The sequence below is a fragment of the Paenibacillus sp. FSL R5-0517 genome (assembly GCF_037974355.1).
GTDB lineage: Bacteria > Bacillota > Bacilli > Paenibacillales > Paenibacillaceae > Paenibacillus.
Genome location: NZ_CP150235.1, coordinates 3,860,090 through 3,874,131, shown reverse-complemented (window position 1 = coordinate 3,874,131; position 14,042 = coordinate 3,860,090). Strand labels below are relative to the sequence as shown.

Genomic DNA, 14,042 nt, shown 5'->3' with positions numbered 1-14,042 from the left:
TAAAAGCATTGACAACGGTTACATGGCATGAGAAAATGTACGCGCGTACATAAATATTTATTTTTAACCATTATATGATTTAATGATGAGCTAGAAAGGGTTGAAATTCATGGCATCTCGTAAAGAAGTGGCTGATCTTGCGGGTGTTTCCGAGGCAACGGTCTCCCGGGTGCTTAATGGGGTAGGTCCTATTAAAGAAGAGACACGCCGCAAGGTTCTTGAAGCTTCCGAACAGTTAGGCTATGTGCCCAGCGCTCTTGCTCGCAGTTTTGCCAGAAGTAAAAGCGGGAACCTTGGCGTGGTATTACCTTATGTTCCGAAGGCGCATCTGTTCTCGGCGTATTTTTTCTCGGAAATGCTGAGTGGGATTGGAAGCAAAGCCAGAGACCATGGCATGGATCTGCTGGTTATGTTCCGGACACCCGGTGAAGTAATGAATTATACGGATCTGTTCCGGCGTCAGAAAGTGGACGCTTGCATTATCCTTGGTGCCAGAGATGATCATGAAGAACTGGCGGCCATGCAGCAGCTTCACCAGGAAGGACACCCATTCTGTGTCATGAATCAGCATTTTGAGGGCCAATCATTCACGGAAGTGGATGCGGATCATGTGGAAGGAAGCAGGCTTGCCATACGTCATCTTACGGATCAGGGGTATCGCAAAATCGCTTTTCTCAATGGTCCAGACAGCTATTCCAACAGCCAGGAACGAATGGAAGGTGTCCGTCTTGGCCTGCAAGAAGCAGGTATGGAGCTGGACCCGAGTCTGTTGCTTGAGGGGAATTATAGCAGACGAAGCGGCATTGAGGCGGCAGCGATTGTAGCAGATCGGCTACATGAGATTGATGCTGTATTTGCGGCCAATGACCGGATGGCCATTGGTGTGATGCATGGTTTGCGTGAGCGGGGAATAGGGCCTGCTGACTTTCCGGCATTTGTGGGTTATGACGACTCCGATGCCGCCGAGATGGCGGTTCCGCCGCTGAGCAGCGTCAGGGTTCCATTTTTTGAGATGGGTGAACTTGCAGCATCGAAGGTTATGCATGTGTCTGTGGGTGAGACGCATCAAGCGAATAACCCTGTTTCAACGGTAACCGAATCAGTGAGAGCGTTGTTGCCTACCGAACTGATCATCCGTGCTTCTTCTATCCGTCGATAGTTTATTGGTACACATATGAAAAGAATTTTTATTATTCCAAAGGAGGAAATGACCATGTCAAATCGTCTTCGTGTCGGAATGGTTGGATACAAATTTATGGGAAAGGCCCACAGTAATGCTTATCGCAGTCTGCCGATGTTTTTCCCGTCTGCTCCGCTGCAGCCTGAGATGTCTGTGATCTGTGGACGTAACGAGCAGGGAGTGCAGGAGGCAGCGAATCAGTTCGGCTGGTCCGAAAGTGTAACCGATTGGCGCGAACTGGTGAAGCGGGATGATATCGATCTGATTGATATTAACGCGCCAAGTGATGCCCACAAGGAAATTGCTTTGGAAGCAGCCCGTCAGGGCAAGCACCTTTTTTGTGAGAAACCACTGGCTCTGTCCCTCGCGGATTCGCGTGAGATGCTTCAGGCCGCAGAGGAGGCCGGAGTCGCTCATATGGTCGGGTTCAACTATCGATTCTCACCAGCAGTGCAATTAGCGAAGGATCTGGTGGAGAGCGGACGACTGGGCAAAATCTATCATTTCCGTGCGTTTTTCCTTCAGGACTGGATCATGGACCCTTCGTTCCCGCTGGTATGGCGTTTGCAAAAAGAAGTTGCAGGCTCCGGTTCCCATGGGGATCTGGGTGCACACTTAATCGATCTGGCTCGTTTCCTCGTTGGTGAATTCCAGGAAGTTATCGGTATGAGCGAAACATTTATCAAAGAACGACCGCTCGCAGCCGAGATGACAGGACTGAGCGCTAAGGGCAGTTCGAATGCGGATGCACCGAAAGGAGAAGTGACCGTTGACGACGCGACGCTGTTCCTGGCACGATTCGCAGGAGGTGCGCTGGGCAGCTTCGAGGCTACACGTTTTGCAGCGGGGCATCGCAGTACGAACTCGTTTGAGATTAACGGAAGTCTCGGGAGTGTACGGTTTGATTTTGAGCGGATGAACGAACTGGAAGTATATTTTACAAAGGATGAAGAGGACGTACAGGGATTCCGCCGTGTACTGGCAACTGATCCTGCACACAAATATGCTGAGGCCTGGTGGCCTGCCGGACATACGATTGGATTCGAGCACACGTTCACACATGAGATGCTGGAGCTGGTGACAGCGATCTCTGAAGGACGACAACCATCACCGAGTTTCCACGATGGGGTCGCTTGTCAGGCTGTACTGGAAGCGGTGGAACGTTCGGTGACGGAGCGGCGCTGGGTGACGCTTGAAGAAATGTAAGCAAAGATGGATAGCGAGACAGAGACATCAGGATTAGAGTAGAACACAACTAATATATCCGAAAGCGAGTGATAAAACGATGAGTAAAGCACTGATTGTATGGGGCGGCTGGGATGGACATGAACCGGAGCAAGTAGCAGCGATTTTTGAGCGCATTTTGAAGGAAGAGCAGTTCGAGGTTGAAGTCTCGAATACGTTGGAGTCTTATGCAGATGCAGAGAAGTTGCTGGGTCTGGATCTGATCGTGCCATTGTGGACGATGGGGCAGATTGAGCAGGAACTGGTCAATAACGTATCAGCGGCTGTTCAGAGCGGTGTGGGCTTGGCTGGTCTTCATGGTGGGATGTGTGATGCCTTCCGAAATAACGTGGACTGGCAGTTTATGACGGGTGGACAATGGGTTGCCCATCCAGGTAACGATGGTGTGGAATACATGGTGAACATGAAACGTGGCTCCAGCCCGTTATTGGATCATATTGAAGATTTTCAGGTGAAAAGTGAACAGTATTACCTGCACGTTGACCCGGCTGTGGAAGTGTTGGCCACAACTCGTTTTCCAGTGGTAAGTGGTCCGCATGCAGCGAATGGCCCCGTAGATATGCCTGTTGTCTGGACGAAACGATGGGGAGCAGGACGGGTATTTTACAACTCACTGGGACACCATGCAGACATTGTAGACATGAAACCTGTGACTGAAATGATGCGCAGTGGTTTCAAATGGACAGCAGCAGGCAAGGAACTTGCCAAGAGTCGAGTAAGTGCCGCAACTGAAGTGTATACAGGTATGGCGGACAACCAGAACTAATGAGATCGTAGTTTGATTGCAAACGTAACTTCAGTGTCAACAATTCATCCTCAATGGATAAACCATTTCTGATCCACGGCGAAGGGAGCCCCAGGCATGAAAACAATGAAAGTAGGCATTATTGGCTGCGGTAAAATCAGCGGTATATATATGGAAAACTGTCACCGGTTCGAGGTGCTGGAACTTGTTGCTGTTGCGGATCTTGATCGGAAACGTGCAGAGGAGCAGGCTGCAGCCTATAACGTGCCAAACGTATACAGCGTGGATGAAATCTTGGCTGATCCCGAGATTGAGCTGATCATCAACCTGACGATTCCTTCCGTTCATGCGGATGTATGCTTGCGGGCACTCGAATCAGGCAAACATGTCTATGTGGAGAAACCGCTCGCAGTTACCCGTGAGGAAGGTCAGGCTGTGCTCGAAACAGCGAAGCGTAAAGGACTGCTCGTAGGCTGCGCACCAGAGACGTTCTTTGGATCAGGCATCCAGACTTCACTTCAATTGGTGGAGGAAGGAGTGATCGGCAAGCCGGTAGCGGCGACCGCATTTATGATGAGCCGTGGTCATGAGCACTGGCACCCAGATCCGGAGTTTTATTACGCGTCAGGCGGTGGGCCAATGTTCGACATGGGTCCGTACTACCTCACGGCATTGGTTCAACTGATGGGGCCTATCAAGTCCATTGCGGGCATGACAGGTAAAGCCATGGAAGAACGCACGATTACGAGTGAGAAAAAAAGAGGTCAAGTGGTTCCCGTCGAAATTCCAACTCACGTTACGGGTCTGTTGCAGTTTGAGCAGGGTGCCATTGGCACGCTGATTACGAGCTTTGACGTATTTGGCGGAAGTGCACTGCCACCGATTGAGATATATGGCACGCACGGTACTTTGCAGGTACCTGATCCCAACACCTTCGGCGGTCCTGTTCGTTACCGCTTGCTGGGTGAACAGGAATGGACGGAAGTTCCGCTTCTACCAGGGTATCAGGAAAATACTCGCGGCATTGGTGTGGCAGATATGGCCTATGCAGCTCATAGCGGACGCGCACATCGGGCGAGCGGGGAACTGGCGTACCATGTTCTTGAGGCCATGTGGGCATTCCACGATTCATCCGACGAACAGACTTTCTACCAGATGAAAAGCTCGTGTCAGCGCCCGGCTGCATTGCCAGCGGATCTGCCATTGTATACATTGGATAAGTAAGATAGCCATTATTGTTTATGTCATAACGAATAGCCCCTTTTCCTGCAAATCAGGAAAGGGGCTATTTTTTATTAAATCCAAGAAATCTGGGGATAACTGCGATCGGAAGGTTGTTCTGTCATCGGAGTGTCCAGTGTAAATATTCTTTGGACAACTTATATAGTCATTTACGGCTCGAATCCAGCCTGACTGATCCAGATTTCATCCTCGGCAAAATAGTCTTTCATCCGCTCAACGACGATCTGATACGCATCTGGATGATACCAGTCCGCCATCCCCACTTGCTGGTAGAGCGACTCCATGCCGAGTCGCCGGGTGCGCTTGCCCTCACTGCCATCGCCCATGAAATAATCGTCAATGCATACACGCTGAACGAGAGGTCTCAAGATGGCTGCAAAATCCTCACTGCTGGGTAATACGGGAGCAATCGCAACCTGTGTGGGTATTCCGGCATCCCGCAACTGTTCCAATGCACGTAATCGGCCTGCAATCGGTGGAGCAGAAGGACTGAAATGTTTGCGCATATCGTCCAAATCCGTCTCGACAGTCATACTGACCCGAACCCGGTCTCCTAACTGTAGTAAGAGATCTATATCCCGGGTAACGAGGGGACTGCGGGTTTGGACCAATACAAAATCGGGCGGATACTGTACCATCGTTTCAAGTAATGAACGCGTGATACATTCCTTGTATTCGGCGGGTTGATACGGGTCTGTACTGGATGACATGAACAGCGTGACTTTGCCTTTCGCCAGGGCACGCTGCAATTCTTTGGCGAACACTCGGGAGGCCTCCTGTTTCACATCAACCCAGCTCCCCCAATCCTCTTTGCGAAATAGAGAGACTGGCATCTGTCTGACATAACAATAGGAACAACCGAAGGCGCAGCCTGTGTACGGATTCAACGTATGTGTATATCCATTAAGGAAACCTGTTCCTTTGTTCAGTAACGTTTTAGGTACTTTGTAAGAAAGGTTGGTTTTCATGAGTTGTCATACCTTTCGCGGTAATGTGCAGGTGTAAGACCTGTGTGTTTGCGAAATACAGTAATGAAATAAGCCGAGTTAGGTATACCGACCTGGCGTCCAATATCCGTGACGGTTAGTCTGGTATGTTCAAGCAAATTCCGGGCTTCGGTCACTCGTTTATCCTGAATATATTGAACCGGTGTGCGGCCTGTAATCCGCTTGAATACACGATGCAGATGATAAGGGCTGCCATGACTCACGGTGGCAAGGACATCCAGGGTTAGCGGTTCGGCGTAATGATGTTCAATGTAATCGGTGATCCCATATATCCACTCCTGATCAGGTACCCGCTCCCCTGTAGGTTTACAACGTTTGCAGGGCCTGAACTTTCGTGCCAACGCTTCTTCAACACGTTGAAATATCAGCACATTTTCAGCTTTGGGTGCTCTGGACTTACAGGAAGGGCGGCAGAAAATGCCTGTTGTCTGTACACCGTAAAAGAACGTTCCATCATAAGAATTATCGTTGTGGATGATGGCACGCCAGTATTTTTCATCTATCGATTTGGGCAGTATGCGATCTTGATCCGGACTTTCCATGGTGATCACCTCATCTCTAATTATACCCCTGATTCCAAGGGATTGACGAAGTTTTAGCTTAAAAAGCAAGATATCAATACCGGGATACCGTACCTTTCTTCAATCTGAACGAAATATGAGCTACAATATACAAGATGGTATAAAAGGTTATATAGGTTCAACTAAACTTTCTACACGAGAACGGAGAGGACGGAAATAACGTGAAGAAGCGAAGCGTTCGCCTTTATCCCCGGATTTTCCCTTTGAAGAAGGGAATTAAAAAAAATCTGGGGATAACAGCGATCGGAAGGTTATTCTGTCATCGGAGTGGTAAGTGTAGATACTTTAGTTGGATTCATATAGAACTCAAATGAAATTTATAGATGAAAGAGGTAGGTAGGCATGGTTCGTTTTGGCGTAGTGGGTACCAACTGGATTACAGAAAAGCTTCTTGAAGCCGCAGCACAGGTTGAAGGATTCAAATTAACCGCCGTGTATTCAAGAACTGAAGATAAGGCTAATGCATTTGCAGATAAATATGATGTTGAGCATCGCTTCACCGATCTGGAAGAGTTGGCGGCAAGTGATGTGATCGATGCAGTCTACATTGCAACACCGAATACGGTTCATGCAGAGCAGGCTGAACTTTTTCTGAGAAATGGCAAACATGTATTGTGCGAGAAACCTCTGGCTGCAAATAGCGCCGAAGTTCGGAGTATGATCGATACAGCACAAGAACATCAGGTTCTGCTTATGGAAGCGATGAAATCTACTCTTGTTCCCCACTTCAAAATGGTGCAGGAAAACCTGCATAAAATCGGTCCTGTCCGCAAATACGTAGCAGGATACTCTCAGTATTCTTCGCGTTACGACAAGTACAAAGAAGGGATTGTCCTGAACGCGTTCAAGCCTGAACTCGCCAATGGTGCGTTAATGGATCTCGGTGTATATTGTCTCTATCCGTTGATTACATTGTTTGGTGCACCTAACCGTGTCCAGTCCCAAGCGATGATGCTGGAATCTGGCGTGGATGGACAAGGGAGTGTGCTTCTGGATTATAATGGGATGGATGCGGTCGTTACCTATTCCAAAATCTCCAACTCTCATGTACCAAGCGAAATCATGGGGGAACTGGGAAGCATCATCATTGACAAGATTGGTTCACCAGAACATGCAGAGATACGATACAATGACGGTACGGTGGAGCAACTCACAGTCGAACAAAACCATCCGGCGATGTATTATGAAGTGGAGGAGTTCGTGAATCTGGTTCAGGAAGGCCAGATGGAGTCCAGTATGAACACGTATGAACGCTCTTATGTTACGATGCAGGTCATGGATCAGATTCGGAAGCAGATTGGGCTTGTGTTCCCTAACGATTGATTCCAAAACAGGAAAGGTAGCTGAGACGAGATGAGCAGAGATGAGCAGAGCAACAAACTCTCCAATGATTCTGGTAGTTTGGAATTGTCACAGATTGTCTTTATAGGAAGAACCTTCGAGGAATATATGAAAATGTTCAACTTAACGGTAGAGGAGATTACTGGCAAGTCGATTCTGGATTGTCCCGGCGGAGCATGTTCGTTCAGCAGTCAGGCGCGCAAGTTGGGTGCAGACCCCATAGCGATAGATATTGCCTACGAATACGGGATCGACGAGCTTGAAGTAAAGGGATATCAGGATATTGAGCATACGATGAAACATATGGAACCCGTGCAAAACATATATGTGTGGGATCAATTTGGATCAATCCAGGGGTTAAAGGAAGAGCGAACTCGTGCCATCACAGATTGCATCGCAGATATGAGAATGTTCCCTGACCGTTATGTGGCGTCTGCGCTCCCGGATCTTCCTTTTGCCGATGAACAATTCGATCTGACGTTATCCGCTCATTTCCTGTTTACGTATGCGGATCGATTGCATGTTGATTTTCATGTTGCAACCGTAATGGAGCTGCTGCGTGTGAGCAAACGAGAGGTTCGCATTTTCCCAACAGTGGATCTGTCTGGCGAACGTTACAAGCACATGGATGAATTAAAATTAATACTCGAACAGCGTGGATACGCCGTTTCCGAAGAACCAACGTCATATGAGTTTCAACGGAATGCTCACACCATGCTTCACATTGTTAAATAGAATTGAACAAGATAGGAGGTTTTTCGGATGAATAAAGTCCTTATACTTGGGGGTACACGCTTTTTTGGAAAACGTCTCGTGGATCACTTACTGTGGGAAGGGAAGTCGCAGATCACAGTCGCCACTCGTGGTAAAACGGATGTCGACTTCGGACCCGAAGTGAACCGGATCAAGATGGATCGTGAAGACCCGGAATCTCTGGCAGAGGTTGCGCAGACAGACATGTGGGATGTCGTGTACGACAATATCTGTTATACACCAGATGCGGCAAAATCGGCATGCGAGGCATTCGCTGGGCGAACCAAAAGATACGTTTTGACATCCACACTCTCCGTTTACGGTGATCCCAGACCTGGATTTAAGGAAACGGATTTTGACCCGTATACATATCCATTACAGTATGGGAGTGCGGAGGATTTTTCGTACGGAGAAGGTAAACGGCTTGCAGAGGCTGTCTTTTTTCAGGAAGCGGATTTCCCGGTCGTAGCGATGCGTATTCCAATTGTACTCGGGATTGATGATTATACGAGAAGACTCCATTTTCATATTGAACATGTGCAAAAAGGAAAACCGATTGGCATGCCAAATCCGGATGCAGAGATTGGATTTATCAATTCCACCGAAGCGGCAAGATTCCTTGCCTGGCTTGGACATTCGTCCATTACCGGGCCGGTGAATGCAGCTTCCAAGGGTGCAATTACGCTGTCAGCCATGATACATCTGATCGAGACGGTCACGGGCATGCAGTCCCAGATCCTTACGGAAACGGTGAAAGAAGATATGTCTCCCTTCGGCGTTGAGCAATCATGGACGATGGTGACGACCAAGGCAGAACAAGCTGGATATACGTTCGAACCTCTGATGGACTGGTTCCCGGGACTTGTTCGAGAAGTCGCTCTCGCATTACAGTCGGAGCGGTAGACATATCGCATTGGATAGAACTGAAATACCACGGAATGAACATAAAGAGGGTGCAACCAGAGCGTAATCTCTGGTGCACCCTCTTTATGTTGTACTTTTTTTCAGAATTTGAACGTGACTCAATCCAGATAGGAGGGAGAAATCACGTACACGATAACGATAACAGCAATGGGTAGGTTGTTCTGTCAGTGTGGCTCTCGTGGAGCAGAGGCAGAAGCCCTTATGCGAATTTCTGACGGTAAAATGATGGTTTGGGGCTCGGAAGGGGCTTTTCCCTCAATCCTGTCAATCAGCATTTGTACCCCCTGAAACCCGAAGTCATATGCAGGCTGTGCCGCTACGGTCAGAAATGGATCAAAGGCAGAAGCCAGATCCAGATCGTCGAAGCACACGACAGATATGTCTTCTGGTACACGTAGTCCACGTTTGCGCAAAAGTCGGATGACCCCAATCGCCAGCATGTTGTTGGCTGCAAAAATAGCGGTTGGTTGCTCCGGTTGTGAGAGTAGTCGATCCAGTCCCTCTTCATCGGTGAAATTCCGGTACCCTGTTCGAAGCACAAGCTCGGGATCGATCTCAGCTCCGGCCTCACGTATACCCTCTATATAACCTTCCTCCCGCAGTCTGGCGGTAGAAACCTCGGAAGAACCATTGACCAGTGCAATGCGCTGGTGTCCCAATTGCACCAAATAACGGATCAGCTCAATTGCACCTTCCCGGCTATCACCCGCAATGATATCCGATGTAATGCCAGGTACGGTGCGGTCCAGAAAGACAAACGGAATGTGACGTTCCTGTAACTGTTTCAGATGAGGCAGAGACCGATCTCCCGCCGGGGCAAAGAGTACACCATCGACGCGAGTTGACAGAATCGCATCCACGTAGTCCTTTTCCTTATTGTAATCTTCATCACTGTTGCCAAATAAAAGACGGTACCCTCGAAGATGGGCTGCATCTTCAGCACCACGGGCGAGAGTTGTATAAAAAGGGTTGGTAATATCCGTAATAAGCAGCGAGAGCATCTGGGTTCGCTGAAGCACAAGGCTGCGCGCATTCGAGTTCGGGATGTAGCCAAGTTCGTCGATCACCTGTTGCACACGTTCACGTGTAGCGGAACTTATGCGGCCTGTATGGTTAATGACCTTGGAGACCGTCATGGCGGAGACGTTGGCTTTTTTGGCAATATCGTAAATGGTAATCATAAGAGATCTAACCTTTCCGCAACATAGTCTTACCATTCTATAGGATAATGCCAATTGACAGCAAGATAGGCTCATGCTATGTTAGGGTTACCGATAACCCTAAAGGGTTCTGAACGTCACTACCACATAAACCATTTTGTTAAATTGCTCATGCACGTTCCATTTTCTAGAATAGAGGAACTACATATATAGCTGATTAATGAAATGGTTTATTGGTATTTTTTCAAACATGTAAACGTATTCAATAGTCGAGAAAGCTCTTGATAATCTGTATATGCAGTTCTTGTGTGCCACCCGGGTATCGGTTGTAATACCATCACTATCTCATGCCATTCAATACACATGGATCAGACAAAAGATTTCTCAATTCAACCCAAATTCTATGAAACGAATTGAAGGAGGACACTTTAGTATGACACATCAGGATTATCGTTATAAGCAGGCTTTCCCCAAGATTGGTATTCGTCCAACGATTGATGGAAGACGCAAAGGGGTCCGTGAGTCACTGGAAGAGCAGACGATGCGGATGGCGACATCCGTTGCCGAGCTGCTTGCAGCCGAACTGCGTTACCCGGACGGTTCCGCGGTGGAATGTGTTGTCGCTGAGACTTGTATTGGCGGTGTGGCCGAGGCGGCCGCAGCATCTGAACTGTTCAGTCGTTCCAATGTGGGCGTAACGATCACCGTGACACCATGCTGGTGTTATGGTACGGAAACCATGGATATGTCGCCATCCATCCCTACTGCCATCTGGGGTTTTAACGGGACTGAACGTCCGGGTGCAGTATATCTGGCAGCGGTACTCTCTGCCCACGCACAGAAGGGGATTCCGGCCTTTGGGATCTATGGAGAGGATGTGCAAGACGGCGGGGATACAACGATTCCTGATGATGTGCGTGAGAAATTGCTCCGGTTCAGCCGTGCGGGTCTTGCAGCCGCTACCTTGAAAGGGCAAGCGTATCTGTCCATTGGATCGGTATCCATGGGAATTGCGGGTTCGATTGTGAATGATTCATTTTTCCAGGAGTATTTGGGTATGCGCAATGAATACGTGGATATGAGCGAACTTACTCGCCGTATCGGAGAAGAAATCTACGACCCCGAGGAGTATAAGCTCGCGCTGGCATGGGTGAAGGAGAATTGTAGCGAAGGTCCGGATAACAACGCTGCCCATCTGCAAACGGATCGTAAACGCAAAGAGTACGAATGGGAAACGGTTGTGAAAATGACCCAAATCGTGCGTGACTTGATGGCGGGCAACCCGAGATTGGCAGAGCTTGGGTTTACAGAGGAATCGATGGGCCACCACGCGATTGTATCCGGCTTCCAGGGACAACGGCAGTGGACGGACCATTCTCCAAATGGAGATTTTCTGGAGTCGATATTAAACTCTTCCTTTGACTGGAATGGCAAGCGCGCGCCCTATCTGGTTGCAACAGAGAATGATAGCTTGAATGGCGTATCGATGTTGTTCGGTTCGTTGCTCACACATACGGCTCAGATCTTCGCTGATGTACGTACGTATTGGAGTCCGGATTCGGTACAGCGTGTGACGGGGCATCAGTTGGAAGGAAACGCGAAGGATGGCATTTTGCATCTGATTAACTCCGGTTCCGCAGCTTTGGATGGCACAGGACAACAGTCTAGAGACGGGAAGCCTGTCCTTAAGCCTTTCTGGGAAATTACAGATGAGGAAGTTCAGGACTGTCTGAAAGCAACATCGTGGAGACCGGCATCCGTTGAATATTTCCGCGGAGGCGGCTATTCTGCGGATTTCCTGACCAAAGGTGGTATGCCCGTAACGATGACACGTCTGAATCTTGTCAAAGGACTGGGACCAGTGCTGCAGATCGCTCAGGGTTACACGGTCGATCTGCCTGAAGCCGTGCATGATACGCTGGATCAACGGACAGATCCAACCTGGCCATCCACCTGGTTTGCACCTGTTCTAACCGGGGCAGGAGCGTTTACTTCCGTATACGAGGTCATGAATCAGTGGGGTGCGAACCATGGCTCCATCTCGTATGGACACATCGGTGCTGATCTGATTACGCTCGCTTCCATGCTTCGCATTCCGGTAAATATGCATAATGTACCAGAATCGGAGATTTTCCGCCCGCGTGCATGGGGATTATTCGGCACCAGTGAACCCGAGAGTGCAGACTACCGTGCTTGCAGTGTGTTTGGCCCGTTGTATCGTTAAAATAAAGTTCCATTCCTGTCAAACGCCATGTTCCTTGTGAAATGAAGGTACCATGGCGTTCTCTTGAAAGCTGTGTTCAGAACTTGAATACGGCTCATCGCGTAGCGTTAAGGAGGCTTGGTAGATTGGGCGATCAAGCAACACATGTGCTTGCTGCCGATTACGGTGCTGGTAGTGGACGTGTAGTCCGGGGTTCTTTTGATGGAAGCAAACTCTCGTTACAAGAAGTACATCGATTCAACAACGAACCCGTGCAGCTGGGGGGCGGATTGTATTGGGATTTCCTGCGACTTTTTCATGAATTAAAACAAGGCATTGTGAAAGGGACGCAAGGTATCTCTCCATCGGTCCGTTCAATAGCAGTGGATACATGGGGGGTGGACTATGGATTGGTGGATGGTGCGGGAAGATTGTGCTCGAACCCACGTCACTATAGGGAAGCACGCAATGCACAGTGGATGGAAGAAGTTCTGCACATGGTGAAAGAAGAAGAACTGTATGCCATGTCCGGTGTCCTGCCGCAGCAGATCAACACCGTATTTCAACTGCTAGGGAGTGTACGAGAGCAGGCCGAAGGTTTGCGTCCGGATGTGCGGATGTTATTCATGCCGGATTTATTTCACTATTATCTATCCGGTCAGCAGGCTTGTGAATATACGATTGCAAGTACCAGCGGGCTGTTGCATGCAGGTGAGGCGCGATGGAATAAGCACCTGTTCGGGCGTCTCGGTCTACCGGAAACATTATTTCCAAAACTCGTTCAGCCTGGTACCATACTGGGCAATTTAACACCTGAGTTGTGCGCCGAATTACGGACTGGACCGATGCAGGTGGTCTCTGTGGGCTCACATGATACCGCATCTGCCTTGGCAGCCATCCCTGCGATGGATTCGAATTTCGCTTTTATCAGCTGTGGAACCTGGTCTCTTATGGGTGTGGAGCGTGATACACCTGTATTGGATGACCGAAGCCGTGCATTGGGATTCACCAATGAAGGCACCGTAAGTGGTAAAGTGCGTACCCTGAAAAATCGTTCAGGTCTGTGGCTGCTACAGGAATGCAAACGGCAATGGGAACGGGAGAATCAACGTTTCACACATGAAGAACTGGTTCAGCTGGCTGCCTTGGCAACGCCGCATCAAAGTTACGTATCGCCGGGAGATAGCGTATATTTGGCGCCAGGGAATATGGCTGAGCGAATACGGCAACAATGCAGCGCCAGCGGACAGACTGTACCTGAATCGACTGGAGCGGTTGTACGCTGCATTCTGGAAAGTCTTGCTCTGGAATTCAGACAGACGCTGGATGAACTGCAGTTGATTACAGGTACAAGACCTGGTGTCATTCATATGGTTGGTGGCGGTGTGCACAATCGACTATTGTGTCAGTTTACAGCCAATGCAGCCGGTGTACCGGTGGTGGCAGGCCCCGCAGAGGCGACTTCAGCCGGGAATTGCATGCTGCAATTCCTTGCCCATGGAGAAGTGAGTAGCTTGGCCGATGTTCGGGAGGTCATGGCTGCTTCCTTTTCCCCCGAAACCTATGAACCTGAGGATACAGAGGTGTGGCAAGAAGCTTATGAAAACTACCAAAGTCTGAATCACATAAAAAGGTAATGAACAGATTCAAAGTAATGAGCA

The 14,042-nt window shown here is 49.0% G+C and carries 12 protein-coding genes; 9 read left to right on the top strand and 3 right to left on the bottom strand.

Annotation, left to right across the window (positions count from 1 at the left end):
- The first annotated feature begins 109 nt into the window (after window positions 1-109).
- The 4 genes from MKX40_RS17015 to MKX40_RS17000 all read left to right on the top strand — a co-directional run bounded on the left by MKX40_RS17015 (window position 110) and on the right by MKX40_RS17000 (window position 4,394).
- Complete coding sequence (locus MKX40_RS17015; RefSeq protein ID WP_339234280.1) at window positions 110-1,159, top strand: LacI family DNA-binding transcriptional regulator; 1,050 nt, start codon at window positions 110-112, stop codon at window positions 1,157-1,159.
- 54 nt (window positions 1,160-1,213) lie between these two features.
- Window positions 1,214-2,386, top strand: coding sequence for a Gfo/Idh/MocA family oxidoreductase (locus tag MKX40_RS17010; RefSeq protein WP_339234277.1), 1,173 nt, complete (start codon window positions 1,214-1,216; stop codon window positions 2,384-2,386).
- A 79-nt stretch (window positions 2,387-2,465) separates the two neighbouring features.
- On the top strand, window positions 2,466-3,191 hold the full coding sequence (locus tag MKX40_RS17005; RefSeq protein WP_339234275.1) for a ThuA domain-containing protein: 726 nt from the start codon (window positions 2,466-2,468) through the stop codon (window positions 3,189-3,191).
- A gap of 96 nt (window positions 3,192-3,287) precedes the next feature.
- Complete coding sequence (locus MKX40_RS17000; protein WP_339234273.1) at window positions 3,288-4,394, top strand: Gfo/Idh/MocA family oxidoreductase; 1,107 nt, start codon at window positions 3,288-3,290, stop codon at window positions 4,392-4,394.
- A 167-nt stretch (window positions 4,395-4,561) separates the two neighbouring features.
- Here the strand turns inward: MKX40_RS17000 and MKX40_RS16995 are convergent, their stop codons facing one another.
- Together MKX40_RS16995 and MKX40_RS16990 are read right to left on the bottom strand one after the other, a co-directional pair.
- Entirely contained in the window at window positions 4,562-5,380 is an 819-nt protein-coding gene (locus MKX40_RS16995; protein ID WP_339234271.1) for a radical SAM protein, read from the bottom strand.
- A complete protein-coding gene (locus tag MKX40_RS16990) occupies window positions 5,377-5,961 on the bottom strand; it encodes a bifunctional transcriptional activator/DNA repair enzyme AdaA (RefSeq protein WP_339234269.1) in 585 nt (194 codons plus the stop codon). The genes MKX40_RS16995 and MKX40_RS16990 overlap by 4 nt, the downstream gene beginning before the upstream one ends.
- A gap of 381 nt (window positions 5,962-6,342) precedes the next feature.
- On the opposite strand from MKX40_RS16990, the gene MKX40_RS16985 reads away from it, so the two are divergent.
- The 3 genes from MKX40_RS16985 to MKX40_RS16975 are packed head-to-tail and all read left to right on the top strand — an operon-like array spanning window position 6,343 to window position 8,997.
- The gene (locus tag MKX40_RS16985; RefSeq protein ID WP_339234266.1) at window positions 6,343-7,323 is read left to right on the top strand and encodes a Gfo/Idh/MocA family oxidoreductase; all 981 of its coding nucleotides are present in this window, start codon (window positions 6,343-6,345) and stop codon (window positions 7,321-7,323) included.
- 30 nt (window positions 7,324-7,353) lie between these two features.
- Window positions 7,354-8,076, top strand: coding sequence for an SAM-dependent methyltransferase (locus MKX40_RS16980; protein ID WP_339234264.1), 723 nt, complete (start codon window positions 7,354-7,356; stop codon window positions 8,074-8,076).
- A 27-nt stretch (window positions 8,077-8,103) separates the two neighbouring features.
- Window positions 8,104-8,997 carry an NAD-dependent epimerase/dehydratase family protein gene (locus tag MKX40_RS16975; protein ID WP_339234262.1) on the top strand — a complete coding sequence of 298 codons (894 nt, stop codon included), beginning with the start codon at window positions 8,104-8,106 and terminating at the stop codon, window positions 8,995-8,997.
- A 185-nt stretch (window positions 8,998-9,182) separates the two neighbouring features.
- Here the strand turns inward: MKX40_RS16975 and MKX40_RS16970 are convergent, their stop codons facing one another.
- On the bottom strand, window positions 9,183-10,199 hold the full coding sequence (locus MKX40_RS16970; protein WP_339234260.1) for a LacI family DNA-binding transcriptional regulator: 1,017 nt from the start codon (window positions 10,197-10,199) through the stop codon (window positions 9,183-9,185).
- 412 nt (window positions 10,200-10,611) lie between these two features.
- Here MKX40_RS16970 and MKX40_RS16965 point away from each other — a divergent pair, with 412 nt between their 5' ends.
- Together MKX40_RS16965 and MKX40_RS16960 are read left to right on the top strand one after the other, a co-directional pair.
- Window positions 10,612-12,402 carry an L-fucose isomerase gene (locus tag MKX40_RS16965; protein WP_339234258.1) on the top strand — a complete coding sequence of 597 codons (1,791 nt, stop codon included), beginning with the start codon at window positions 10,612-10,614 and terminating at the stop codon, window positions 12,400-12,402.
- Between the two features lie 125 nt (window positions 12,403-12,527).
- Window positions 12,528-14,018 (top strand): rhamnulokinase family protein, encoded by a 1,491-nt coding sequence (locus MKX40_RS16960; RefSeq protein WP_339234255.1) that lies wholly within the window; start codon window positions 12,528-12,530, stop codon window positions 14,016-14,018.
- The last annotated feature ends 24 nt before the right edge of the window (window positions 14,019-14,042 follow it).